We start from the raw sequence: 22657 nt of genomic DNA, 5'->3' as shown, positions 1-22657 counted from the left end.
TGGCAAAAGGGCGGCATCGAGAACGCCATCGGCCGCTTGCGCCGCTTCATCCCCCGAAAGACCGACCTCGAAAAGCTCCCAACCAAGCGCTTCCGCCAGTCCGTTGCCACCTACAACAACACCCCGCGCAAATGCCTTGACTTCAGAACCCCGGCAGAGGCCTTCTCCTCTCAACTGTTGCACTTCGAGTGTGAATCCACCTCCTGGCTTTCGCCAGGACGACGTCGGGGAAGCACTGTGGCCCTCTACTGCCGCTTGCGCTCGTTCGCGGGCGCCGGCTTCGGCGGCTCGGCTGGCGGCGGAGCGGCCGCCGGGGCGCTGTTGCTGGCACCGAACAGCACGCGGGTCGGGTTGCGGTCGAAATTGTTCACGGCGCGGCTGATGTCGCCGAGGGTGCGGCGGCCGTCCGAGATCAGCAATCCGGAGCGCTTGTCGAAATCATCGGCGAGTTCGCGGATCGACTTCACCGCCTGGAACAGCTCGCCGCCATCCTTGCCGCCGGCGAGCGTGTTGAGGCCGAGCATGAGGCTGTCGGCCTTGAGCATCACGCCGTCGACCTTGGCCATCACGCCGTCGATCTTCTCGGAGTTGCGCGCCAGCGAGTTGGTGAAGGTCTCGAGGTTCTTCAGCGAGTTCTTCACCGATTCCTGATTGTCGGCGACGATCTTGTTGATGTTCTGGAGCGTGCCGCGGATCGCCTCGGTGACGTCCTGCAGCTTGTTGGGATCGGCCGTCAGCGACGGGATGCCGTCCTCGTCGAGCGGCGGCGGTGGCGCGGCCTCCTCGCCGCCCTTGAGCGAGATCGCGGCGACGCCGGTCAGGCCCTGGAATTCGAGGCCAACCAGGGTGTCCTTGCGGAGCGGGGTGTTGTTCTCGACCATGGCGAGTGCGACAACCCGCCGCGGGTTATCGAGCTTCACCGAGACCACTTCACCCACCCGGATACCGTTGAAATTGACGCTGCCGCCGTTGCGCAGGCCCGCCGCCGGGCCTTCGAACACCACGCGCAGCGGGCTGCGCTGCTTGGTGGTGTGCAGCGACTGGAACCACAGCACGAAGCCGATCGCCGCGGCAATCACTGTCAGCGTGAACGACCCGATCAGTACGTAATTCGCCCGCGTTTCCATCAGGTGCTCCGGCTACCACTCAGCCCATGACCGCGCGGGCGCGCTTGCCATGGAAATATTGCCTCAGCCAGGGATGCTGCGAGGCCTGCATGTCGGCGATCGACCCTGCCGCAATGATCTTACCGTTCCCTAAAACGGCGATGCGGTCGCAAGCGGTGTAAAGGCTGTCGAGGTCGTGCGTTACCATGAAAACGGTCAGGCCCAAAGTGCGCTGGAGCGTCCTGACCAACTCGTCGAAGTCGCCGGCGCCGATCGGGTCGAGGCCGGAGGTCGGCTCGTCGAGGAAAACGAGGTCCGGATCGAGCGAAAGCGCGCGTGCGAGCGCGACGCGCTTGATCATGCCGCCCGAGAGCTCCGACGGAAAGCGCTCGGCGACCTCGGGCTTCAGGCCGACCATCGTCAGCTTGGCCATGGTGATCTCGTCCATCAGCCGCTGCGAGACACGCAAATATTCACGCATCGGAAACTGGATGTTCTGCCGCACGGTGAGCGAGGAGAACAGCGCGCCCTGCTGGAACAGCACGCCCCAGCGCCGCTCGACATTGCGGCGCTGCGACGTGTTGGAGGAATCGAGGTCGACGCCGAACACCTCGATGGAGCCTGCCACCTTCGGCACGAGGCCGATGATGGTGCGCGTCAGCACCGATTTTCCCGCGCCCGATGGGCCGACGAAGCCGAGGATCTCGCCGCGCTTGACGTCGAGGTTGAGGCCGTCGAGGACGCGTGTGCTGCCGAACTGCACGGTGATGTCGCGGACGCGGATGATGGGGTTTTGGATCTCGCCGGCCATCGTCACATCCCGATCGAGGCGAAGAAGATGGCGAACACGCCGTCCATGACGATGACGAAGAAGATGCCCTTCACCACCGACGCGGTGGTGTGCTGTCCGAGCGATTCCGCACTGCCCTGCACGGCGAGCCCTTCGACGCAGGCGACGATGCCGATCACGGCGGCCATGACCGGCGCCTTGACGATGCCGACGATGAAATGGTCGATCGAGATGGCATCGCGCAGGCGGAGCAGGAAGGCTTCGGGATCGACGCCGCCGTAGAGCCAGGCGACGAGCCCGCCGCCGTAGAGCGCGGCCATGGCGCCGAGGAAGGCCAGGATCGGCAGCGCCAGCACCAGGGCCAGCATGCGCGGCAGCACCAGCACCTCGATCGGGTCGAAGCCCATGGTGCGCAGCGCGTCGATCTCCTCGCGCATCTTCATCGAGCCGAGCTCGGCGGTGTAGGCGCTGCCCGAGCGGCCCGCGACCATGATGGCGACCAGGAGCACGCCGATCTCGCGCAGCACCAGCACGCCCAGCATGTCGACGACGAAGATGTCGGCGCCGAACCTGCGGAAATGGAAGATGCCTTGCTGCGCGATGATGCAGCCGATCAGGAAGGTGATCAGCACGATGATCGGCACCGCGCGCCAGCAGACCTGCTCCATGTGGTGCACGGTCGAGGTCAGGCGGAACGAACGGGGATGGATCAGCACGCGGCCGCCCGCCGCCAGCACCGCGCCGAGCATGTCGATGAGGCCCGCAACCGTGCCGGCGACACCCGCCACGGCGCGGCCGATCTGCTCCAGCATGCCGGTGATGGTGATCGTGCCGGCATCGACCACCGGCGTCGCCCTGACCCGCCGGACCTCGTCGACGAGGCTCGAGTAATTGACGGAGAGGCCCGCGATCTGCGCCTCGACCGCGCCCTGGGTCAGGCTGCGGCGCAGCCGCTCGATCAGCCAGGCGCCGAACGTGTCGAGCTTGGCGACCTCGGAGACGTCGATGAAGATGTTTTGCGAACCGCCGGCCAGCTTCTCGGCATCCGCCACCATCCGCTCCAGGACCGGCGCGAAGCTCGCGGTCCAGGTTCCGGTGGCGCAGAGTGCCAGCGCGTTGCCTTTCGCAATCCGTTCCAGCTTCGGATCGCTAGTCAAGATGTCCGCTCCCGTGCCGGGGCGGAGGAAATCAGATAGTTGCGCACGCGCCCTTACCCGGAGAAGGTATCCCCAACTGGTTAACGTTAGTTGCTAGAGGTAACTAGCAGGTTCAGATTTCGCCAGAGTTCAAAATGACTTCCAGCAAAGTTCCGGCTCTTCGGGCGCGAATCGAGCGCTTTCCCATCGCCGGCAGTTTCACCATCAGCCGGGGCGCCAAGACCGAGGCCGTGACCGTTGTGGCCGAAGTGAGCCAGAACGGCCTGACCGGCCGGGGCGAATGCGTGCCCTATCCCCGCTATGGCGAGACCCCCGAGGCAACCCTGGCCGCCATTGAGGCCATGCAGGCGGCCGTGGCGGGCGGTATCACCCGGAAGGCGCTGCAGGCCGCCATGCCGCCGGGCGCGGCCCGCAACGCTCTGGATTGCGCCCTGATCGACCTCGAGGCCAAGGCGGCGGGCCTGCGGGCCTGGAACCTGCTCGACCGCCCGGTCCCGGGCGAACGCACCACCGCCTACACGATCTCGCTAGGCACCCCCGAGGCCATGGCCGCGGCGACCGCCAAAGCGGCGCACCGGCCGCTGCTCAAGATCAAGCTCGGCGGCGACGGCGATCCGGAGCGGATCGCGGCGGTGCGCAAGGCGGCCCCCGAATCCGAGCTGATCGTGGATGCCAACGAGTCCTGGACCGAGGCCAATCTGGAGCACAATCTCGCCGCCTGCGACGCCGTCGGCGTCACCCTGGTCGAGCAGCCGCTGCCGGCAGGCAAGGACGACGCGCTGGCGCGGATCAAGCGGCCGCTCGTGGTCTGCGCCGACGAGAGCGTACATGACCGCATCTCGCTCGCTCCCTTGCGCGAGCGCTACGATGCCGTGAACATCAAGCTCGACAAGACCGGCGGCCTCACCGAGGCGCTGGCGATGGCGGATGCGGCGCAGGCGCTCGGCTTCGAGATCATGATCGGCTGCATGGTCGCGACCTCGCTGTCGATGGCCCCCGCGATGCTGGTGACGCCGCAGGCGCGCTTCGTCGATCTCGACGGCCCGCTGCTGCTGGCGCGCGATCGCGATCACGGCCTGCGCTATGACGACAGCCTGGTCTATCCGCCGGAGTCCTCGCTGTGGGGATGAGCCTTGAGCCGATGCCGCGCCGACCAGATCAGGACCGCGCCGGCCGCGGCCATCGCGGCCATGACGTAATACAGGCCCTCGCCGATGCGGGCGTAGATCGCGCCTGACGCGATCGAGGTCGCAGCTCCCAGCAGCCCGTTGCAGGCGGCGTAGTAGCCCTGCCCCCGCGCGATCTGATGCGACGGCACGCGCTGCACCAGGAGGTTCATGGTGCCGACCATGGTCATGCCGAAGGAGAGGCCGTGGCCGAGCTGCACGATCGCGAGCCACGCCAGCGACGGCTCGCTCGCGGTGACGATCCAGCGCACCACGGCGCTTAAGCCCCCGATCGCCATCAGCGTGGATGGATGCAGCGAGAAGCGCGGCGACAGCGCGAACACGACGATCTCGGCGATCACACCCAGCGTCCACAGCCCCGCGATCGTCAGCCCGCCGAGACCATGGAGCTGCCAGGTGATGGCCGAGAACGTGTAAAAGGCGATGTGGCTGCTCTGGATCAGCGCCGCCGAGGCGATCACGGCCCAGAAGGCGGCATCGTGCAGCAGCGTCTTGCCGGCATGCGTGTCCGTCGTCCTCCGCCTGACATCGTCGAGCGGCTGAAGCTGCAGGCTGGCTGCGACCGCAACGACGGCCCAGGCGACGATGACCCAGATCAGGTCGCGCGCCGCGATGTGGTCTACGAGATAACCGCAGGCGAGCGAGCCGGCGGCGAACGCCGCCGAGCCCCACAGCCGCAGGGGTCCGTAATCGAGTCCATAACGGGCGACACCGCGCAGCGCATAGGCATCGGTCAGCGGCATCGTCGGCGTCCACATCGTGCAGGTCAGCGCGTAGATCAGGAACAGCGCCAGTGGCTGCTGCTGCAGGCCGAGGGCCGCAAATCCGATTGCCGTCGCCAGCACCGACACCATGATGCCGGCGCGAATGGCATGTCGCTTTTCGGCGAAGGCCGCGACCTGCGGCAGCGTGGTGAAGCGCGTGATCGCCGGCAGCGCGTTGATGAGGCCGATCCAGGCCGCGTCGATACCGATCGCCTTCAGCCAAACCGGGAAGAAGGGCATATGCGTGCCCAGGACCGCGAAGAAGGCCGAGTAGAACAGGGCCAGGCTCACGGCGAATCGCCGCTTCACGGCGGCTTGCGTGGGGATTTGTGATTCGCCTGCCATCAAACCAATTGCGATTCGGTCGATATCGTGGTGATCGTTACAGTAACGCGCGGTGATTTGCGCGACGAGATTGTCATGGCCAACGAAGCATTCGCCCTCTCGCCCATGTCTGCCCGCGCGGCCGAGCCGAACGAGCAGGATTACGACGCGATCCGCGAAGCCTTCATGGAGACCGCGCGCGGCCGCTGGTTCCTCGGCGAATATGCCAAGCGCAACCGCAATGCAGACACGAGCATGGTGCTCGACGCGGTCGCCAAGATCGAAGAAACCCTTGCGGCACAGCGGCAACCCGTCGTCGAGGACCGTCTGCCCGAGGCTCTGGTCGAGATCCGCCGCGCCGTCCGCGAGGCCGAGACGATCGCGACCGCGGCGTTCGACCCCGCCGCGATCGAGGCGAGCCTCGCACCGATCCCGCGCGGCGTGCGCATCATCAAGGAGATCTCCTGGCGCTGGCGCGAGATCGGCGCCGACGGGCGAATCTGCGACCTCATTGATTCGCAGCTCGCCTCGATCGAGGCCGCCTGCGGGCAGGTTTCGACCATCGACCCCCGCACCGAGCTCAAGGCCGCATTCGATCTGCTGAAGGATCGGGTCGAGCAGCTCGATGCCGACGGCGACGCAACGCCGCAGGCGACGGTCCATCCTGCGCAGGAAGCACCGCCGCCCGTCGCAGAGACCTCGCCGGTCGAGGCCGCGCCCGCCGCGATGGCGAACGAAGCCCCCGTGGCTTTTACGGAGACGCCGCAGGACATCGCAGCGTCTGCCGAGCCCGAAGCCGCCGCGCAGACGGCCGGCACCGCCGAAGCGTTCGCAATTGCCGAGCCGGCGATGGTCGCTGCCGTCGCGGTGGAGATCGCAGCCGAAAGCCGGATCGCGCCTGAAGATGCCGCGCCTGAAGACGCAGCTTTCGAAGAGCCCGTCGCGTTCGCGGAAGTCACCGACGAGTTCTCACTCGACGCCGCCGCGGAAGCCGAGGACGAGGCCGTGCTCGAGGCCATCGCGCTCGAGATGGCCGCGCCCGATCCTGATTTCGATGAGATCATCGAGCCGGTCGAGATGGCAGCGGCCAATCCCGAGCCGGTGGCTGCGGAGGTCGCAGCACCCGTCGCCGCCGAGCTTCCGCAGCCGGCCGCGCCGGAACCCGCCCCCGCGCCGATCGTGAAGGATCACGCAGAGGAAGCGCCGATCGCGGTGGAATCGCTGGCGCGCCTCACCAATGCCATCGCGGAAGCCGCCGCCGAAGTGATGGAGCAGCCGGCCCCGGCCGTGGCGGCCACGGCATCCTTCGCAGCAGCGCCGACCGCGCCGCTGCCGATGCCCTCGCCCTTGTCGGCGTCCTCGCTCGGCGCCAGCATCCTCGCCAGCGGCATCCTGCAAAAACCCCGCGCGCCCGCCAACGACCCGCTCGCACCGATCCGCCGCATGACCCAGGCCGAGAAGATCGCGTTCTTCTCGTAAGGGCGCGACCGTACTCGCGCGTGTCCCGGACAAGCAAAGCGCAGATCCGGGACCCAGGAGCCACAGCCTCCTTTGCAACATGGGCCCCGGCTCGGCAGCGCACCGTCGAAGAGACGCTGCGCTGCGTCCGGGGCACGAGAGCGGCGTGAGACCAACACTCTCGCGACATCGTCATTGCGAGCGCAGCGAAGCAATCCAGAGTCTTTCCGCGGCAACAGTCAGGATTGCTTCGCTGCGCTCGCAATGACGCTACGGCCCCGATGCAGCCGGGCCGTCGCCCTTCGAGGCTCGCCGAAGAGGCGAGCGCCTCAGGGTGACGGTGATTAATGCGAGCGCTGCTTACTTCCGATCACCCGCAATTCCACACCGCGCCGATCGGCGTGCGCGTCCAGCACGGACCGAAACTGCCGCCATTGTAGCGGCCGCCGCCGAAGCCGGGCTGGCCGAAATAGTGCCACTCGCCATCCCAGCGATAATATTGGGGAACCGGATCGATGTACCAATGGCGCCGGTCGTTGCGCGCAAGGCGCCGCATCGCGTCCTTCTGTTTGTAGAGCGGAATGCTGTTGCTCAGCGGTTGACGGTAGCCCGGCAGGAAGCCGTAGCCATGCCAGACCGGCTTGGGGCGTTTTTGAATTGACGCAGCGGGCGCAACCGCGGGCAGCAGCGACAGGATGACAGCAACAGATAGACACATAAGGCGCGACATGGATCGACCATAGACAGGCGAATACAAGAAGACCATTCAAATTCGAGTGCGAGACTTATCGTCTCACCAGACTCCGATGAGGGACTTGCCGATTCTCTCGCGCACATGGGCCTCCGCGCGGTCCAGCAGATGATCGAGCGTACTCTCGGCCGTATCAAGCACCAGATGCTCCCGATCCCACGGCTGATAAGGCCGGCTCACGACTTCATCCGAGCTTGGAAGGTTGAGACCATCGATATCGGGTGAACGGCTTTCCACGCGCTGCCTGTGCACCGCCGGTTCGCTGCAAACCACTTCAATTTCGACCATGCATGCCGAGCTCTGCGAGGCCGTCTGTCGCCATGCAACGCGGCTTGCCAGCACCGGATTGACGCAGTCCGCGATGACGATGCGCCCGAGCTTGAGATTTTCGGCTGCCAGCGCATTGGCGACGGCATAGCCGGCTGCGCCGACGATGAGCCCTGCGTCCCGCAATGTCTGCTCGATGGCATCGATACGAAGATACGTCGCCGCCAGCCGAACGGTGAGTTCGCGAGAGATTGTGGTCTTGCCGGTGCCCGGAAGGCCGCCGAACACGATGAGTGCGGATGTAGCTGATCGGTTCATGGCGGCCTCTAGCTGATCACGCCCTTCCGGATCAGGAAGCATCCATAGCCCCTGCTGTCGCCGACCTGCACGACGCCAAAGCTCGCCGCCGCCGCGCGATAGAAATCCGGACGCGCGAGCTTGCCGGGGGTGACGGGGCGACCGACGGCGCGCTCGATCTCCGCGAGCACCGCACGCTGCACGTCGGGCACGCGATCGGGATCGTCCACGGGCATCATCACGCGCACCGGATCGGGATCGAAATCGTCGAGCGGGTAGACCGACATGATGGCGCGGGCGGTCGTCTCCATGCGCATGCCCGGCAGCCGGATCAGGCGCTGCGAGGATGTCGTTTTGACGATCCGCGTTGCCGGATGAATGGCGTCGACGAAAACGAGGTCGTCGCCATGGCCCATCGAGGCCAGGAGCCAGAGCAGATCGGGCGTCAGGATCGGATCGATCGATTTCAGCATGTGACGGCATTTCCCCTGAAGGCTTGTCTCTTCTGTCGCCGGTGACACCGGCCATTCACCATAGCAGGTTCCAAGCGTGATTCAGATCACGCAGCCGCCCATGGTGATAGGGATCACGGACCCCTGGCTCGAACGCGGCCAAGCTTCCTCGCAACCAATCTCGCATCGAGATCAGTGCCAGAGGAGCACGCCATGTTCCGCCTAAAGCCTTTCCTGATGACAGCTAGCCTCATCGGAAGCCTGTTCGGCTTCGCCTGCGGGCCTGTTTCCGCGCAAGTCGCCCCGGTCGAGCCGGCTCCCACCGCGCTGCAAGGCCCGGAGCAGCGGGTGGCGCTGGTGATCGGCAATTCGAACTACAAGAACGCGCCACAGCTCGTGAACCCCGACAACGACGCCGAGTCGATGGCGAAGTTCCTGAATTCGGCCGGCTTCGAGGTGGTCGCCGCGACCGACCTGACCCAGAACGACATGCTCCGCGTGGTGCAGGATTTTTCGGCCAAGGTCGCTTCGCGCGGACCCAACACCGTGGCGATGGTCTACTACGCCGGCCACGGCGTGCAGCTCGCCGGCGAGAACTATCTCGTTCCCGTCGACGCCAAGGTCTCCACCCCGACCGAGCTCGTCAACAATTCGGTGCGCCTGGTCGACGTGATGTCGACGCTGGAGACGATCCCGAGCCGCATGCGCATCGTCATCCTCGATGCCTGCCGCAACAACCCGTTCCCGAGCATCAACGACGCCGGCCGCGGCCTTGCCATCGTCGATGCGCCGAACGGCTCGATCGTCGGCTATTCGACCGCGCCGGGCGCCGAGGCGCTCGACGGCACCGGCGGCCACAGCCCCTACACCCAGGCCTTCCTCAACGTCGCGCGCGAGCCCAACGTGCCGATCGAGCAGCTGTTCAAGCGCGTGCGTCTGGAAGTGAACCAGACCACCAGCGGCGCGCAGATCCCTTGGGAGAGCTCGTCGCTGACATCAGACTTCACCTTCTTCGGCGACACCGCCGTTGCCGCCAGCCGCGCGCCGGTGAATGCGCCCGTCGTGCAGATGGCCTCCAACCTGCCGAGCCGCTCGACGCGCCAAGCCTACGACTACGTCGTGTCAGAGGGACGGCCGGAGTACTATCAGGAGTTCATCCAGATGTATCCGCACGACCCGCTGTGCGATCACATCCGCTGGCTTCTCAACAACCTCCTGCTCACGCAGGCCTGGCACAAGGCGGTGCTCGCGAACTCGCCGCTCGGCTACCAGACCTTCTACGACAGCTACGGCACCAGCCCCTATGCCGTGTCCGCGCTGAAGCTCGCAGCCCAGCCGAAGCTGATCCCCTTGATGCAGGCGACGAAGTTCCTGGCGCCGCAGAACATTGCGCCGACCTTCAAGATCGGCAATCTCGGCCAGCCCAAATACATGCCGCTGCAGCAGGGCAATGGCGGTGGTCAGATGAATGGAAATCTGCCGGTCGTGCAGAAGCCCGTGGACAGCAACGTCATCGGCAAGCTCGGCAATGGCGGCCAGATCGTCAACCTGCCGGCGGGCAACAACCAGCCGAACCAGCCGAACGGCACGCCGTCGCAGACCCCGGGCAAGATCGTCACCCTGCCCGCACCGACCAACACCACGACGAACAATGGCGGCATCGGCAAGATCGTGACCCTGCCCGCGACCAACAACACCACGCAGAATGGCGGCAGCAACAATGCCGGCACTGCCAACGGCAAGACCAATGGCACGCCTGGCAAGATCGTGAGCATGCCGGTGAATGTCGGCAAGGGCGGCACGACTGTCGAGACCAAGCCGGTCGTTCAGACGCAGAACAACCCGATCCGCGTCAACAACGGCAACACCGGCATCGTGAAGCTCAACAACAACCCGGTGAACAAGGTGGAGGTTCAGAACAACCAACAGAACAACCGCCCGCAGTTCAATGCGACCAACCGTATGGTCAACAACGGCGGCAACAACTTCCGGCAGTCGATGAACCAGGCGCCGGCCATGGGCAGCGGCAACAATCAACGCGGCTTCATGCACTGATCGCGGAAGAAGCGCAGGCGGCAAAGGGGCGGAGCAGTAATGCTCCGCCCCTTCTTCGTGTCAGCTCTCAAACGTCGTCATTCCGGGATGCGCCGCAAGGCGCAGGCCCGGAATCCATACTCATTATCGTGGTTATAGATTCCGGGCTCACGCTTCGCGTGCCCCGGAATGACGACTAAGCCACCAGCTCGGCGAACAGATCCGCGTCGACATTGCCGCCGGAGAGCACGATGACGACGTTCTTGCCGGCGACGTCGAGACGTCCCGCGAGCAGCGCGGCAAGTCCCACGGCGCCGCCGGGCTCGACCACCAGCTTCAGCTCGCGATAGGCGAACGCCACCGCCGCGCCGACTTCCTTGTCGGATGCCGTGACGCCGCGCGCGAGCAGCTTGCTGTTGATCGCAAAGGTCATCTCGCCGGGGATCAGCGCCATCAGCGCATCGCAGATGGTGCGGCCAGCTGGCCCATGCGGCTCGCGATGGCCGGCGGTCAGCGAAATGCCGTGATCGTCGAACGCTTCCGGCTCGGCCACCACGATCTGCGCCTGCGGATAGCGCGCCTTCACGGCGGTCGCGACGCCGGCGATCAGGCCGCCGCCGGAGGCCGGTGCCATCACGATGTCGGGCGCGAGGCCAAGTGTTGCCATGTCTTCCGCGATCTCGCGGCCGGCAGTGCCCTGCCCTGCGATCACGAAGGGATCGTCATACGGCCTGACCAGCGTCGCGCCGCGCTTCTCGGCGATGCCGCGCGAGATCGCCTCGCGGTCGTCGCGGTCGCGATCATACAGCACGACCTCGGCGCCATAGGATTTGGTGCGCTCGCGCTTGGAGAGCGGCGCGTCCGCAGGCATCACGATGGTCGCCTGCATGTCGAGGATCTTGGCCGCCGCCGCCACGCCCTGGGCGTGGTTGCCGGAGGAGAACGCCACGACGCCGCCGGCGCGCTGGTCCTGCGGGATCGAGGCGACCTTGTTGAAGGCGCCGCGGAACTTGAAGGAGCCGGTGCGCTGGAGCATCTCCGGCTTCAGGAACACTTTGGCGCCGACGCGCTCGTTGAGCACGGGAAAGGACAACAGCGGGGTGCGGATGGCGAAGGGCGCGATCACCCGCGCTGCGGCATCGATATCGGCAGGGCCGATCGGAAGGGGCTGTTCGGTCATGGCTGACCTTATCGCGGCGGACGAGGCCCGGGCAAGACACCTCCGCGCGAGGGTTTCGAAAGCGTTCTCGAGCGAAGCGGATACCGGTTCGCGTGAAGAAAACGCGTCAAAACAAGAATCTAGAGCCCGGTCCGATCCATCGGAACGGAAATGGCTCTAGCCCCTTCAGGCGACGAAGCGTGGCTGTTCCCCGCCGTTCCGGCCGGGCAGCACCGCGCCGACCGCCCTTATGCTGTCGATAAAGGCCCTCGCCGAGGCTTCCCAGGTGTAGTTGGCGGCGAATTCGACGCAGGCCTGCCGGGAGATGTCGAGTGCGGCAAAGCAGGCATTGCGAAGATCGTGATCGAGTGCACCGACCGGCGCATCGCCGATCACGTCGCGGGGGCCCTTCACCGGGAAGGCCGCGACCGGCAGGCCGCTGGCCAGCGCTTCGAGCAGGACCAGGCCGAACGTGTCGGTCTTGCTGGGGAACACGAACACGTCGGCGGCCGCATAGATGTCCGCCAGCGCCTCGCCGTGCTTCTCGCCGAGGAAGATCGCGTCGGGATAGGCCTCTTCGAGCGAAGCCCGCGCCGGGCCGTCGCCGACGACCACCTTGGTGCCCGGCAGCTTGAGGTCGAGGAACGCCTCGAGATTCTTCTCCACCGCGACGCGGCCGACCGAGAGGAACACCGGGGCCGGCAGGCAGAGATCGATCGCGCGGGGATGGAATAAGTGCGTGTCGACGCCGCGCGGCCACAGCACGACATTGTCAAAGCCGCGCTCGGTCAGCTCGCGGGCAAGCGCCGGGGTCGCCGCCATCACGGCGCGGCTCGGCGCATGGAAGCGGCGCAGCGCCCGCCAGATCAGGGATTCCGGAACCGGCACCCTGGCGCGGACATATTCGGGGAAGCGGGTGTGGAAGCTGGTCGTGAACGGCAGCTTGCGCTGTCGGCAATAGCGGCGGACCATCAGGCCGATCGGCCCTTCGGTCGCGATATGGATGCTGTCGGGCCGGGCTTCCTCGATCAGCTTCGCGATTCGCGCCGGGCGCGGCATCGCGAGCCGCACGTCGCGATAGCTCGGCATCGCGAAAGTGCGAAACGATTGCGGCGTCAGGAACGTGAACTCGACGCCAAGACCTTCAACGTTAAGACCTTCAACGTTAAGCCCTTTGGCGGCGTCAGCAAGCTTGGTCAGCGTCCGAACCACACCGTTGACTTGCGGGTGCCAGGCGTCGGTCGCGACCAGGATGCGCATCAAGCGGCCCTTGCTGCGACCTGCGGGACGGCTGCCGGCTTTTGCGCCTGATCCGCCCAGGTGATGATCTCGAAATGGCCGTCGTCGTGCTCGACCAGCGCGGTGCAGCTCTCCACCCAGTCGCCGCAATTCATGTAACGGATGCCGGCCTCGTCGCGGATCACGGCATAGTGGATGTGGCCGCAGATCACGCCGTCGGCGTCGTGACGGCGCGCTTCGGCGGCGAGCGCCTGCTCGAACGCGCCGATATAGTTCACGGCGTTCTTGACCTTCTGCTTGGCCCATTGCGACAGCGACCAATAAGGCACCTTGAACATGCGCCGGAAGAAGTTGACGAAGCGATTCATCTGGATCGCGAAGTCGTAGGCCTTGTCGCCGAGATGGGCGAGCCAGCGCGCGTTCTGCACCACGAGATCGAAGATGTCGCCGTGGATGACCAGATAGCGCTTGCCGTCCACGCCGGTGTGGACGGTGTTCTCGACCACGTCGATGCCGCCGAAATGCGTGCCGTAATAATTGCGCAGGAACTCGTCGTGATTGCCGGGGATGTAGATCACCTTGGCGCCCTTGCGCGCCTTGCGCAAAAGCTTCTGGACGAGGTCGTTATGCGATTGCGGCCAGTGCCAGCTCGATTTCAGCGCCCAGCCATCGACGATGTCGCCGACGAGGTAGATCGTCTCGGCGTCATGGTAGCGCAGGAAGTCCAGCAGAAGGTCGGCTTGTGAACCGCGGGCTCCGAGATGAACGTCGGAGATAAACAAGGTGCGAAAGCGCCTTTCAGGGCTCTCGTCACTCACATCGTAGCTTCCCATGCGACAGCCTGTAACAATATCCCGTGACAGGGGGATGACCGATTGAACCTTTGAGGCACCTCAGATACGAATCAAACCTCGCCTCGCCCTCCCCGCGAATATCAGTCGCATGCGACAATCAGGCGACATGAAGCGACCATGGCTGTCCGCAAAAGCCCGGACCCGTCGCCTTATTGGTTAACGGCGGGGGTCGGCGCGCAGCTCGAAGCCGGCGTCAGTAGAACTTGTGGAAATGATGGATCGGCCCGTGGCCGTGGCCGACGCTGAAGCGGTCGGCAGCCGCAATCGCGGCGCTGATCCAGGCCTTGGCGTTGCGCACCGCCTGTTCGAGAGTCTCGCCGCTGGCAAGACCCGCCGCCACGGCCGAGGACAGCGAGCAGCCGGTGCCATGGGTGTTTCGGGTGGCAACGCGGGGCGCGGCGAGCGCAATCGTGCTTTCGGACGTGACGAGATAGTCGATGCTCTCGGCCCCCTCGCCGTGCCCGCCCTTGATCAGGACGGCTCGGCAGCCGAGCGCCAGCAGGCGCCGCCCCTGGCTTTCGATCCCGGCCTCGCTGGCCGCGACCTGCTCGCCGAGCAGAGCCGCCGCCTCCGGCAGGTTCGGCGTGATCACCGAGGCCAGCGGCATCAGTCGTGTGCGCAGGGCTTCCACGGCTTCGGACGCCAGCAAGCGATCGCCTGACGTTGCGACCATCACGGGATCGAGCACCACATGGCGAGGCTTCCAGCGCGCCAGCGCGGCCGCGATCGCATCGATGCTGGCGGCTTGCGCCACCATGCCGATCTTTACCGCGCCGACGTCGAGATCGGAGAACACCGCATCGATCTGCGCAGTGACGAAATCAGCCGGCACCGCGTGAATGCCGGTGACACCGCGCGTGTTCTGCGCCGTCAGCGCCGTGATCGCGGAGGCGCCGTAGACGCCGAGCGCCGCGAACGTCTTCAGATCCGCCTGGATGCCGGCGCCGCCGCTCGAATCGGAGCCGGCAATGGTGAGCGCCACGGGCGTCGTCATCGCCGGATACAGTCGTTTGAGAGTAACATCGCCATGGCCTGTCCTAGCGCGACCATGGAACGCCAGCAAGCGGGGCCGGCCGCAGCAGCGGTGATTTGCGGCACCGCCGATCCGGGCCCAAGCGAGTCAGGCGGAGCCGATCCCGCGCAGCATTGTCGCCCCGAATCAGGCACATGCTGCAATATACGGCCCGACACGGCCTCGGCCCTTGGCCTCCACCATCGATGAGTGAGACCTTGGGCGGCAGAGCCATCCAACGGCACCAATGCTGCGGGCCGACCCGACCTGCAAGCCTCTCGGGGTGGAACCATGTGGGCCTTCTTCGAACGTCTCCTCGACTCCTCGATGTTCTCGCCACACGGGATCTGCCTGCTCTGGGAGCCCGAACTGATCTGGCTGCACGTCGTCTCGGACGCCTGCATCGCCGCAGCCTATTTCTCGATCCCGTTTGCACTCGCGATCCTCGTCACCAAGCGGCGCGACCTCAAGTTCGGGTGGCTCTACTGGGCGTTCGCGGTCTTCATCATGGCGTGCGGCCTGACGCATGTGCTGTCGATCTACACGCTCTGGGTCCCGGTCTACGGCATCGAGGGCATGGTCAAGGCGGCGACGGCCATTGCGTCGGTCTTCACAGCCGGTGCGCTCTGGCCGCTGCTGCCGAAAATCCTGACGATCCCCTCGGCGTTCGAGTTCCGGCAGGTCCAGGCCGCGCTCGAGGAGGAAGAGACTAAGAACCGGGATGCAGCTCAGCTGCTCGGACAGGTCCGTGAAGCCCAGCGCGCGCTGCGCGAGAGCATGACGCGCCTCACCGCCGTGGTCGAGACCGCGGTCGACGGCGTCATCCTGTTCGACGCGCAAGCCCACATTCTGCTGTTCAATCCCGCCTGCGAACGGTTGTTCGGCTATCGCGCCGACGAGGTCATGAACCGCGACATCGGCATGCTGATGTCCAGCGAGGCGAGGCCCTCATCCGCGGGTCGTGCGCGGCGCTTCGCAACCGGGGAAGCCGGCGGCCTGCGCAAGGACGGATCGACCTTTCCGATGAATCTGTCGGTGGGCCAGGCGTGGCAGGACGGCGAGCTGATCTACGTCGGAATCGTCCACGACCTGACCAACCGCAAGCTGACCGAGCAGCAGCTTCAGCAGGCGCAGAAGATGGAGACGGTCGGCCAGCTCTCCGGCGGCATCGCCCACGACTTCAACAATCTGCTCACCGTCATCATCGGTAACGCGGAATTTCTCAGTGACCAGCTCAAGGCCCGTCCCGACCTCAGGCGTTTCGCCGACGATATCTGCCTGTCGGGCGAGCGGGGCGCGGAGCTGACGCAGCGGCTGCTCGCGTTCAGCCGCCGCCAATTGCTGCAACCCCGCGCGATCGAGTGCCGCGACCTCCTCGAGTCCATGCACAAGCTGCTCAAGCGGACCTTGCGCGAAAACATCGAGATCAGGACGGCGTTCGGCCCCGGCTCCATCATGGCCTTCGCCGACCGCGCCCAGCTCGAATCCGCAGTCCTCAATCTCGCGCTCAACGCGCAGGACGCCATGCCGGCCGGCGGACATCTCACCCTGAGCACCGAGCTCGCCGCGATCGACGACGACTATCGCGCCCTTCACCCGGAAGTGGCCTCCGGCAGCTACGCCCTGATCTCCGTCACCGATGACGGCGAAGGCATGACGCCTGACGTCATCGAGCATGCTTTCGAGCCGTTCTTCACCACCAAGGAAGTCGGCAAGGGCTCGGGCCTCGGCCTCAGCATGGTCTATGGCTTCGCCAAGCAATCCGACGGCCATGTCGCGATCTATAGCGAACAGGGCCTTGGGACGACGGTCAGGCTCTACCTGCCGCGCGCCGGCGCCGGACAATCCGTGGCCGACGTGCAGGAGAGCGAGGAGGCGGCGCCGCGAGGCTACGAGACGATCCTGATCGCGGAAGACGATCCGTTCGTGCGCTCCTCGGCCATCCGCAGGGTGGAATCGCTTGGATATCGCGTGATTGCGGCCGTCAACGGCAAGGAGGCCCTGCAGCGACTGCGCACAGATCCCAGCATCGACATGCTGTTCACCGATATCGTGATGCCCGGAGGCATAAGCGGATGGGAGCTCGCCGATCAGGCCCGGCTCATTCGCCCCGGTCTCCCGGTCCTGTTCACCTCGGGCTACGCGCTGGAGACCCTGGTCGAGCAGGGCCGAGCGCGCACGCAATCGATCCTTCTGACCAAGCCCTATCGCAAGATCGAGCTTGCGCAGCGGCTCCGGGACGCATTCGCCGCGGCGGCCCTGATCTCATAGGGCAGGACCGGCACCCGCGCGAGGCAATCTCTCCCAGGCGCCCAGGAAGTTCGCTTGCCAAGCCCGGCCGGTTTTGGCCTATTAGCCGCCAGATATGCCTTCGGAGTGACTGCAATGGTTCCTTTTTTCGTCCAGATCAAATGCAAGCTTGGCCAGTCCTACACGGTTGCCAATGCGCTTGCCGAAGCCGAGATCGCCTCCGAGATCTACTCCACCGCCGGCCAATACGACCTGCTGGTGAAGTTCTACCTCGACAAGGACACCGACATCGGCCACTTCGTCAACGAAAAGGTGCAGGTGCTGCCCGGCATCCAGGACACGCTCACCATCATCACCTTCAAGGCGTTCGGCACGGGCTAGCTGCCCGGAATTGACGCAAGCAAAGGATGCTGGCGGATCCCTGCGTGCCAATCGGGGGAAGGACCGGACTTACGCGCCACCCTCCTTGCGTTTCGGGCGCGGCGGACCGTCCACCGGCGGCAGCGACTTGACGTAATCCGCGATCGCCGCGATGTCCTCGTCCGACAATTGCGAGGTGTTCTTGATCACACGCCTCATCGCGCCGCCGACGCTGTCGCCCTCGGGCAATTCGCCCGTCTTCAGGAGGTTGGCGATATCCTTCGCGCTCCATTCGCCGATGCCCTTTTGCGTGATGTTCGGCACCCACCCCTCGCCTTCCGGATTGGGCCCGCCGGCAAAGCGCTGCGCGGTGATGATGCCGCCGAGCAGATTGCGCGGGCTATGACACTCCGCGCAATGGCCGAAGCCGTTGACGAGATAGGCGCCGCGATTCCATTGCGGTGACTTCGCGCCGTCGGCGACGAACGGCTTGCCGTCCTTAAACAGCAATTTCCAGATGCCGACATTGCGGCGGACGTTGAAGGGGAACGGCAGGTCGTGGTCGCGCACCTTGCCGGACACCGGCGGGAGCGTCTTCAGGTAGGCGAAGAGATCGCGAACGTCCTCGACCTTCGCCAGATGATAGGACGTGTAGGGAAATGCCGGGAAGTAGTGCTTGCCCTCGGGCGACACGCCGCGCATCACGGCGCTTACGAAATCGGCCTCGCTCCAGCGCCCGATGCCGTCGGCGGGATCGGGGGAAATGTTGGGTGCATAGAACGTGCCGAATGGCGAGCCGAGCGCCAGGCCCCCGCCCAGCCGCAATCGGTCTGGCTGGTTGGGCACGGCATGGCAGGATGAGCAGCCGCCGACGTTGAAGATCTCCTGCCCGTTGGCAAGATCCGGCGCGCGGGATGGCAACGGCACGGCCGATGCAGCCGGCGCGGTCAGCCACCAATAGACGCCGAAGCCTGCAACGGCGGCCATCAGCATGACAAGAATTGTTCGTTGCAGCATCGATGTATCCCATGGAGATCAGGCGAACTTACGGATTCGGCGGCGGCCGCTCCAGCCACGAATAATTTAGATGGTTTGAGCCCGATCCGGGAATAAACTCGGACGCGCACTGTTTGCAGGTTAATAGCAATCAGGCGTCAACAGGGAGAGACCCATGAACAAAGCACTTTTTGCCACGCTGGCACTCGGAGCTGCCGTCGCGTTCGCCGCCCCGGCCAGCGCGGAGAAACTGAAGGCGACGCTGGATGGCAAGTCCGAAGTGCCCGCCACCACCACCAGCGGCACCGGAACGGCCGACCTGGACTATGACGCCGCGAGCAAGAAGCTCTCCTGGAAGGTGACCTATTCGGGCCTCTCCGGCCCCGCTACCGCCGCTCATTTCCACGGACCCGCCGAGGCCGGCAAGAACGCCGGCGTCGCGGTCGCGATCCCGAATGCGGCGTCGAGCCCGGTCGAGGGCTCTGCAACCCTGACCGATGCGCAGGCCGCCGACCTGCTGGCCGGCAAGCTCTACGTCAACATTCATACCGCGGCCAATCCGGGCGGCGAGATCCGCGGTCAGGTGACGAAGTAAGCTTCAACGGCGGCTTCGTCGGCGAAGGCCGGGTGCTGGAGGGGGCGCCCGGCCTTTTCGATTCGAGAGAAGCATTTGAAATCAACAGCCGGGAGCTTAAGCCACACTCAGCGCCTGCGCGAGATCCGCGATCAAATCCGACGGATTCTCGATGCCGATCGACAGCCGGATCGTGGAATCGAGAACGCCGATTTTCTGGCGGATGTCGGCGGGAACGCCGGAATGAGTCATCGTCGCAGGCAGGCTGGCAAGCGACTCCGTGCCGCCAAGGCTCACCGCGAGCTTGAGGATTTGCAGCGCGTTGAGGAATTTGACCGCGGCTTCCTTGCCGCCGACGATGTCGAACGAGAACGTGGAGCCCGCCCCGAGGCACTGCCTTGCGAACACGCGTCCGGCCGGCGAGGCCTCCTCATGGTGACCGAGATAGTGGACTTTCGCCACCTTGTCGTGATCGCGCAGGTAGTCCGCCACGAGCCGCGCATTCGTATCGGCTTTTTCCATCCGCAGGCTCAGCGTCTCGAGCGAGCGGTTGATCATCCAGCAGGAGTGCGGATCGAGCTGGGTGCCGATGGCGCCGCGCAGCGCCTTGATGCCCTTCATGATCGCCTTCGAGCCGAGCGCGGCGCCCGCGATCAGGTCGGAGTGACCGCCGACATACTTCGTCAGCGAGTACAGCGAGAGGTCGGCGCCGTGCTCGATCGGCCGCTGAAACACCGGCCCGAGCAGCGTGTTGTCGCAGGCGATGATCGGCGTGTGTCCCTGGGCCTTTCCGATCGCATCGGCGATGCGGCGAATCATCGCGACGTCGACCAGGCCGTTGGTCGGGTTGGCCGGGGTCTCGATCAGGATCATCGAAACCCGGCCCTTGCGCATCGCCTCCTCCGAGGCCTGCTTGACCGCCGCCTCGTCGATGCCGTCGGCAAAGCCGACGGCGCCGATCGACAGGCGCGCAAGCGTGTTCGTCAGCAGGGTTTCCGTCCCGCCATAGAGCGGCTGGGAATGCAGGATGACGTCGCCGGGGCGGACGAAGGCGAGGATGGTGGTCGCGATGGCCGCCATGCCGGAGGAAAACAGCGCACAGCTCTCGGTGCGCTCATAGACCGCGAGCCTGTCCTCGACGATTTCGCTGTTGGGGTGATTGAAGCGCGAATAGACCAGGCCCGCGCCCATGCCTTCCGGCGGCTCGCGCCGGCCGGCGACGAAATCGAAGAAGTCCTGCCCGTCCTCGGCCGTCCTGAACACGAAGGTCGAGGTCAGGAACACCGGCGGCTTGATGGCGCCTTCCGACAGCTGCGGATCATAGCCATAGGTCAGCATCAGCGTTTCCGGATGCAGCATATGGTTGCCGATGTGGGTCTTCGACGGGAACGGTTTGACCATGGCCTGTCTCGCTGTTGACTAGGATCCGCGCCGCGCGTTGGAACTCCAAACATTGTGAGGCAATCGGGAGCGAGATGCGCCGGCATCCAGCAGGTCGAATCAACGCCGCGTCGGCTCGACCGAAGATAACCACTCTGACAACGATCCGTCAGGCCTTGGAAACAGAATTTGCTCCGTACACTACGCCTGGAACGACACTACGCCTGGAACGGGAAAAGCCCGGCACATCTCGACGCACTCTGACCTGAGGCGCGCGACGACCTCATCGTTTCCGTTGGCCTGCAGAGCCGCCGCAATGAACCCGCCGATACGACGCATTTCGGGTTCTCCCATGCCACGCGTGGTCGCCGCCGGTGTCCCAAGGCGAATACCACTCGGCCTGAGCGGCGGGCGCGGATCGTCCGGAATCACTTGCTTGTTTGTGGTGATGGCGATGGCATCAAGCACATCCTCGGCTGCCCGCCCGTCCAGTCCGACGGACGCGACCGTATCGACGACCATCATGTGATTGTCCGTCCCGTCCGTGACCAGCTTCATCCCGCGCTCCATCAGCGCGCCGGCAAGAACCTTCGCGTTGCGCAAAACCTGCCGCGCGTAGACCTGGAAATCCGAGGTCGCCGCCTTCTTGAGCGTGACGGCAATCCCGGCCACGACGTTCATGTGAGGTCCGCCCTGTAAACCGGGAAATACGGATGCATCGATCCGGCCGGCATTTTCTTTCCGGCATAGGATGATCCCGCCACGGGGGCCGCGCAGTGTCTTGTGGGATGTCGTCGTCATGACGTCGAAGCCGGCATCAAGCGGATTGCGCATGACATTCGCGGCAACCAAGCCGCCATAGTGGCTCACGTCAGCCATCGTGAGCGCGCCAACTTCGTCGGCAATACTCTTGAATGCCGCATAGTCCAGGTCGCGCGGATAGGAGCTGTAACCGCACAACACCATCTTCGGACGCGCTTTACGCGCAATCGCGCGCAATTCGTTGAAATCAATCGCGCCGCCGTTTGACGGGGCCGTCTTGTAGCGAACGAAGTTGAACAAACGCCCCATGTGGGACACCGGCGCGCCGTGGGTGAGATGACCGCCATGGGACAGGTCCATGGCGAGAATGGTGTCGCCGGGCTCCAACAGGCCGAGATAGACGGCCTGATTCATCGGTGATCCCGAAAGAGGCTGAACGTTGGCGTGCCCGGCACGAAAAAGCGCGCAGGCCCGCTCGCGTGCGAGGCTCTCGATTTCGTCCGTATACTGCTGGCCGCCGTAGTATCTGCGTCCCGGATATCCCTCGGAATATTTATTGGTGAAGACCGATCCGAGCAGTTCAAGCACCTCGGGGTAGGTGTAATTCTCGGACGGAATCAGTTCGACGCCGTCCTGTTGGCGGCGCTCTTCCCCCGCAAGGGCGGCGGCGATCTCTTGATCGTTGATGGACAGTTCGTTGCGAAACGACGGCATGCTCGGGCTCCTCAACACGCTGTTTTTCCAGCAGATTGGTTGCCCAGGCGATCGGCGTTGGAACCCCTCGCGCTTCACCGTGGTCGATTCCACGTTAGCTCGCCAGTCGCGCGATAGGACGAATGAGCACGGAGGCTCTTCGTAAAGTACAACCTAGCCGACCTGCGGACCTGCCGCAACTACCAGTTACCGCAGGCCGTGCTGGTTGAGGCAACGCTCGGAGCCGCATCAGCGAAGCGACATGCGGGGGCACCTTCCCCGGATATCGCTGCGCTCATCCGGTCTACGAGGTCGAGCGTGGAAAAAAGTGAGGTGGCTACTTCAACTTCAGGCGATACGTCTCGTGGCAGTCGGAGCAACGATCGTTGATTGCGGTATAGGCGGCCTTGAGGCTCGCGACGTCGGTGATCTTGCCCTTGACCTGCGCGATCGCCTTCTGCACCGGCGGGATCTTGGAGTCGAAATCGGCCTTGTTCTTCCAAACCTTCGGCGAGGCCCCATAGGTCGCGTTCACCACGTCCTGCTTTGGATTGACTTCGAAGGTCTTGGCGATCTTGGCGACGTCGGTCTCAAGGTTGGCGATCGCCTCGTCGACGGCCTTCTGGTCGTAGGGGATGTCGCCCTTGGTCATCTTCAGGATGACCGTATAGAGGCTCTTGGCCTGCGAGCGCATCAGATTGTCCTGTTGAACCGCGACCTCCTGCTGCGCCATCACGGCGCCCGCGCCCAATAGCAGGGTCGTCGCGACAATCATCGTCCGTTTCATTGTT

22 protein-coding genes and 1 riboswitch are annotated in these 22657 nt (G+C 65.0%); of the genes, 6 read left to right on the top strand and 16 right to left on the bottom strand.

The genetic code is table 11. The features are described from left to right. From A3M7_RS50275 to A3M7_RS0117865, 4 genes are all read right to left on the bottom strand, one after another. Nucleotides 1-183, bottom strand: a 183-nt coding sequence (locus A3M7_RS50275; protein ID WP_210164298.1) for a hypothetical protein, incomplete at its 3' end; no start/stop codon positions are given. Between the two features lie 62 nt (nucleotides 184-245). Beyond that, nucleotides 246-1127, bottom strand: a complete 882-nt coding sequence (locus A3M7_RS0117875) for an MlaD family protein (protein WP_027545160.1) — start codon at nucleotides 1125-1127, stop codon at nucleotides 246-248. A 19-nt stretch (nucleotides 1128-1146) separates the two neighbouring features. Continuing rightward, the gene (locus A3M7_RS0117870; protein ID WP_027545159.1) at nucleotides 1147-1917 is read right to left on the bottom strand and encodes an ABC transporter ATP-binding protein; all 771 of its coding nucleotides are present in this window, start codon (nucleotides 1915-1917) and stop codon (nucleotides 1147-1149) included. 2 nt (nucleotides 1918-1919) lie between these two features. Further along, a complete protein-coding gene (locus A3M7_RS0117865) occupies nucleotides 1920-3053 on the bottom strand; it encodes an ABC transporter permease (protein ID WP_027545158.1) in 1134 nt (377 codons plus the stop codon). 134 nt (nucleotides 3054-3187) lie between these two features. Between A3M7_RS0117865 and dgcA the strand changes: the two genes are divergently transcribed. Next, a complete protein-coding gene (dgcA, locus tag A3M7_RS0117860; RefSeq protein WP_027545157.1) occupies nucleotides 3188-4183 on the top strand; it encodes an N-acetyl-D-Glu racemase DgcA in 996 nt (331 codons plus the stop codon). On the opposite strand, the gene A3M7_RS0117855 is transcribed toward dgcA, so the two are convergent. Further along, nucleotides 4153-5349, bottom strand: coding sequence for a major facilitator superfamily domain-containing protein 6 (locus tag A3M7_RS0117855; protein ID WP_027545156.1), 1197 nt, complete (start codon nucleotides 5347-5349; stop codon nucleotides 4153-4155). The genes dgcA and A3M7_RS0117855 overlap by 31 nt on opposite strands. A gap of 75 nt (nucleotides 5350-5424) precedes the next feature. Here A3M7_RS0117855 and A3M7_RS0117850 point away from each other — a divergent pair, with 75 nt between their 5' ends. Beyond that, the gene (locus A3M7_RS0117850; RefSeq protein ID WP_027545155.1) at nucleotides 5425-6807 is read left to right on the top strand and encodes a hypothetical protein; all 1383 of its coding nucleotides are present in this window, start codon (nucleotides 5425-5427) and stop codon (nucleotides 6805-6807) included. Between the two features lie 349 nt (nucleotides 6808-7156). Here the strand turns inward: A3M7_RS0117850 and A3M7_RS0117845 are convergent, their stop codons facing one another. The 3 genes from A3M7_RS0117845 to A3M7_RS0117835 all read right to left on the bottom strand — a co-directional run bounded on the left by A3M7_RS0117845 (nucleotide 7157) and on the right by A3M7_RS0117835 (nucleotide 8574). After that, nucleotides 7157-7516 (bottom strand): hypothetical protein, encoded by a 360-nt coding sequence (locus A3M7_RS0117845; RefSeq protein ID WP_027545154.1) that lies wholly within the window; start codon nucleotides 7514-7516, stop codon nucleotides 7157-7159. 63 nt (nucleotides 7517-7579) lie between these two features. Next, nucleotides 7580-8164, bottom strand: a complete 585-nt coding sequence (locus A3M7_RS0117840; protein ID WP_245284271.1) for an AAA family ATPase — start codon at nucleotides 8162-8164, stop codon at nucleotides 7580-7582. After that, nucleotides 8131-8574 carry an RbsD/FucU family protein gene (locus A3M7_RS0117835; protein ID WP_027545152.1) on the bottom strand — a complete coding sequence of 148 codons (444 nt, stop codon included), beginning with the start codon at nucleotides 8572-8574 and terminating at the stop codon, nucleotides 8131-8133. The genes A3M7_RS0117840 and A3M7_RS0117835 overlap by 34 nt, the downstream gene beginning before the upstream one ends. Nucleotides 8575-8766: 192 nt before the next feature. Here A3M7_RS0117835 and A3M7_RS0117830 point away from each other — a divergent pair, with 192 nt between their 5' ends. After that, complete coding sequence (locus A3M7_RS0117830; protein ID WP_027545151.1) at nucleotides 8767-10608, top strand: caspase family protein; 1842 nt, start codon at nucleotides 8767-8769, stop codon at nucleotides 10606-10608. A 175-nt stretch (nucleotides 10609-10783) separates the two neighbouring features. Here A3M7_RS0117830 and A3M7_RS0117825 read toward each other — a convergent pair whose 3' ends face one another. The 4 genes from A3M7_RS0117825 to thiD all read right to left on the bottom strand — a co-directional run bounded on the left by A3M7_RS0117825 (nucleotide 10784) and on the right by thiD (nucleotide 14833). After that, nucleotides 10784-11767 (bottom strand): threonine/serine dehydratase, encoded by a 984-nt coding sequence (locus A3M7_RS0117825; RefSeq protein WP_027545150.1) that lies wholly within the window; start codon nucleotides 11765-11767, stop codon nucleotides 10784-10786. A 165-nt stretch (nucleotides 11768-11932) separates the two neighbouring features. After that, a complete protein-coding gene (locus tag A3M7_RS0117820; RefSeq protein WP_027545149.1) occupies nucleotides 11933-13006 on the bottom strand; it encodes a glycosyltransferase family 1 protein in 1074 nt (357 codons plus the stop codon). Beyond that, nucleotides 13006-13818: a UDP-2,3-diacylglucosamine diphosphatase gene (locus A3M7_RS0117815; RefSeq protein ID WP_011088645.1), complete on the bottom strand. Its 813-nt coding sequence runs from the start codon at nucleotides 13816-13818 to the stop codon at nucleotides 13006-13008. Before A3M7_RS0117815 ends, A3M7_RS0117820 begins: the two co-directional genes overlap by 1 nt. A gap of 214 nt (nucleotides 13819-14032) precedes the next feature. After that, the gene (gene thiD / locus A3M7_RS0117810; protein ID WP_027545148.1) at nucleotides 14033-14833 is read right to left on the bottom strand and encodes a bifunctional hydroxymethylpyrimidine kinase/phosphomethylpyrimidine kinase; all 801 of its coding nucleotides are present in this window, start codon (nucleotides 14831-14833) and stop codon (nucleotides 14033-14035) included. Between the two features lie 309 nt (nucleotides 14834-15142). On the opposite strand from thiD, the gene A3M7_RS0117805 reads away from it, so the two are divergent. Together A3M7_RS0117805 and A3M7_RS0117800 are read left to right on the top strand one after the other, a co-directional pair. Continuing rightward, nucleotides 15143-17122 carry a PAS domain S-box protein gene (locus tag A3M7_RS0117805; protein ID WP_049823506.1) on the top strand — a complete coding sequence of 660 codons (1980 nt, stop codon included), beginning with the start codon at nucleotides 15143-15145 and terminating at the stop codon, nucleotides 17120-17122. 114 nt (nucleotides 17123-17236) lie between these two features. Continuing rightward, nucleotides 17237-17482 carry an Lrp/AsnC ligand binding domain-containing protein gene (locus A3M7_RS0117800; RefSeq protein ID WP_027545146.1) on the top strand — a complete coding sequence of 82 codons (246 nt, stop codon included), beginning with the start codon at nucleotides 17237-17239 and terminating at the stop codon, nucleotides 17480-17482. Nucleotides 17483-17551: 69 nt separating this feature from the next. On the opposite strand, the gene A3M7_RS0117795 is transcribed toward A3M7_RS0117800, so the two are convergent. Beyond that, entirely contained in the window at nucleotides 17552-18478 is a 927-nt protein-coding gene (locus A3M7_RS0117795) for a cytochrome c (RefSeq protein WP_027545145.1), read from the bottom strand. 154 nt (nucleotides 18479-18632) lie between these two features. On the opposite strand from A3M7_RS0117795, the gene A3M7_RS0117790 reads away from it, so the two are divergent. Continuing rightward, on the top strand, nucleotides 18633-19052 hold the full coding sequence (locus tag A3M7_RS0117790; protein ID WP_027545144.1) for a CHRD domain-containing protein: 420 nt from the start codon (nucleotides 18633-18635) through the stop codon (nucleotides 19050-19052). A gap of 96 nt (nucleotides 19053-19148) precedes the next feature. On the opposite strand, the gene A3M7_RS0117785 is transcribed toward A3M7_RS0117790, so the two are convergent. The 3 genes from A3M7_RS0117785 to A3M7_RS0117775 form a co-directional block, all read right to left on the bottom strand. Further along, the gene (locus A3M7_RS0117785) at nucleotides 19149-20432 is read right to left on the bottom strand and encodes a cystathionine gamma-synthase family protein (RefSeq protein ID WP_027545143.1); all 1284 of its coding nucleotides are present in this window, start codon (nucleotides 20430-20432) and stop codon (nucleotides 19149-19151) included. 180 nt (nucleotides 20433-20612) lie between these two features. Further along, nucleotides 20613-21887, bottom strand: coding sequence for a serine hydroxymethyltransferase (gene glyA / locus A3M7_RS0117780; protein WP_027545142.1), 1275 nt, complete (start codon nucleotides 21885-21887; stop codon nucleotides 20613-20615). Nucleotides 21888-21921: 34 nt separating this feature from the next. Further along, nucleotides 21922-22007: riboswitch (ZMP/ZTP riboswitch) on the bottom strand. Nucleotides 22008-22203: 196 nt separating this feature from the next. Beyond that, complete coding sequence (locus A3M7_RS0117775) at nucleotides 22204-22653, bottom strand: cytochrome c (RefSeq protein ID WP_027545141.1); 450 nt, start codon at nucleotides 22651-22653, stop codon at nucleotides 22204-22206. Nucleotides 22654-22657: the final 4 nt, after the last annotated feature.

It is taken from the genome of Bradyrhizobium sp. WSM2254 (assembly GCF_000472645.1).
GTDB classification, from domain to species: domain Bacteria; phylum Pseudomonadota; class Alphaproteobacteria; order Rhizobiales; family Xanthobacteraceae; genus Bradyrhizobium; species Bradyrhizobium niftali.
The sequence above is the reverse complement of the archived record's forward strand: the minus strand, read 5'-3'. Positions and strand labels throughout refer to the sequence as shown.

What these genes read in the sequence shown, in the direction of transcription:
- A3M7_RS0117785 (WP_027545143.1), bottom strand. Translation starts at nt 20,432, where the DNA reads ATGGTCAAACCGTTCCCGTCGAAGACCCACATCGGCAACCATATGCTG.
- A3M7_RS0117775 (WP_027545141.1), bottom strand. Translation starts at nt 22,653, where the DNA reads ATGAAACGGACGATGATTGTCGCGACGACCCTGCTATTGGGCGCGGGC.
- thiD (WP_027545148.1), bottom strand. Translation starts at nt 14,833, where the DNA reads ATGACGACGCCCGTGGCGCTCACCATTGCCGGCTCCGATTCGAGCGGC.
- A3M7_RS0117875 (WP_027545160.1), bottom strand. Translation starts at nt 1,127, where the DNA reads ATGGAAACGCGGGCGAATTACGTACTGATCGGGTCGTTCACGCTGACA.
- A3M7_RS0117840 (WP_245284271.1), bottom strand. Translation starts at nt 8,164, where the DNA reads ATGCTTCCTGATCCGGAAGGGCGTGATCAGCTAGAGGCCGCCATGAAC.
- dgcA (WP_027545157.1), top strand. Translation starts at nt 3,188, where the DNA reads ATGACTTCCAGCAAAGTTCCGGCTCTTCGGGCGCGAATCGAGCGCTTT.
- A3M7_RS0117800 (WP_027545146.1), top strand. Translation starts at nt 17,237, where the DNA reads ATGGTTCCTTTTTTCGTCCAGATCAAATGCAAGCTTGGCCAGTCCTAC.
- A3M7_RS0117855 (WP_027545156.1), bottom strand. Translation starts at nt 5,349, where the DNA reads ATGGCAGGCGAATCACAAATCCCCACGCAAGCCGCCGTGAAGCGGCGA.
- A3M7_RS0117870 (WP_027545159.1), bottom strand. Translation starts at nt 1,917, where the DNA reads ATGGCCGGCGAGATCCAAAACCCCATCATCCGCGTCCGCGACATCACC.
- A3M7_RS0117825 (WP_027545150.1), bottom strand. Translation starts at nt 11,767, where the DNA reads ATGACCGAACAGCCCCTTCCGATCGGCCCTGCCGATATCGATGCCGCA.
- A3M7_RS0117805 (WP_049823506.1), top strand. Translation starts at nt 15,143, where the DNA reads ATGTGGGCCTTCTTCGAACGTCTCCTCGACTCCTCGATGTTCTCGCCA.
- A3M7_RS0117830 (WP_027545151.1), top strand. Translation starts at nt 8,767, where the DNA reads ATGTTCCGCCTAAAGCCTTTCCTGATGACAGCTAGCCTCATCGGAAGC.
- A3M7_RS0117835 (WP_027545152.1), bottom strand. Translation starts at nt 8,574, where the DNA reads ATGCTGAAATCGATCGATCCGATCCTGACGCCCGATCTGCTCTGGCTC.
- A3M7_RS0117845 (WP_027545154.1), bottom strand. Translation starts at nt 7,516, where the DNA reads ATGTCGCGCCTTATGTGTCTATCTGTTGCTGTCATCCTGTCGCTGCTG.
- A3M7_RS0117850 (WP_027545155.1), top strand. Translation starts at nt 5,425, where the DNA reads ATGGCCAACGAAGCATTCGCCCTCTCGCCCATGTCTGCCCGCGCGGCC.
- A3M7_RS0117795 (WP_027545145.1), bottom strand. Translation starts at nt 18,478, where the DNA reads ATGCTGCAACGAACAATTCTTGTCATGCTGATGGCCGCCGTTGCAGGC.
- glyA (WP_027545142.1), bottom strand. Translation starts at nt 21,887, where the DNA reads ATGCCGTCGTTTCGCAACGAACTGTCCATCAACGATCAAGAGATCGCC.
- A3M7_RS0117790 (WP_027545144.1), top strand. Translation starts at nt 18,633, where the DNA reads ATGAACAAAGCACTTTTTGCCACGCTGGCACTCGGAGCTGCCGTCGCG.
- A3M7_RS0117815 (WP_011088645.1), bottom strand. Translation starts at nt 13,818, where the DNA reads ATGGGAAGCTACGATGTGAGTGACGAGAGCCCTGAAAGGCGCTTTCGC.
- A3M7_RS0117820 (WP_027545149.1), bottom strand. Translation starts at nt 13,006, where the DNA reads ATGCGCATCCTGGTCGCGACCGACGCCTGGCACCCGCAAGTCAACGGT.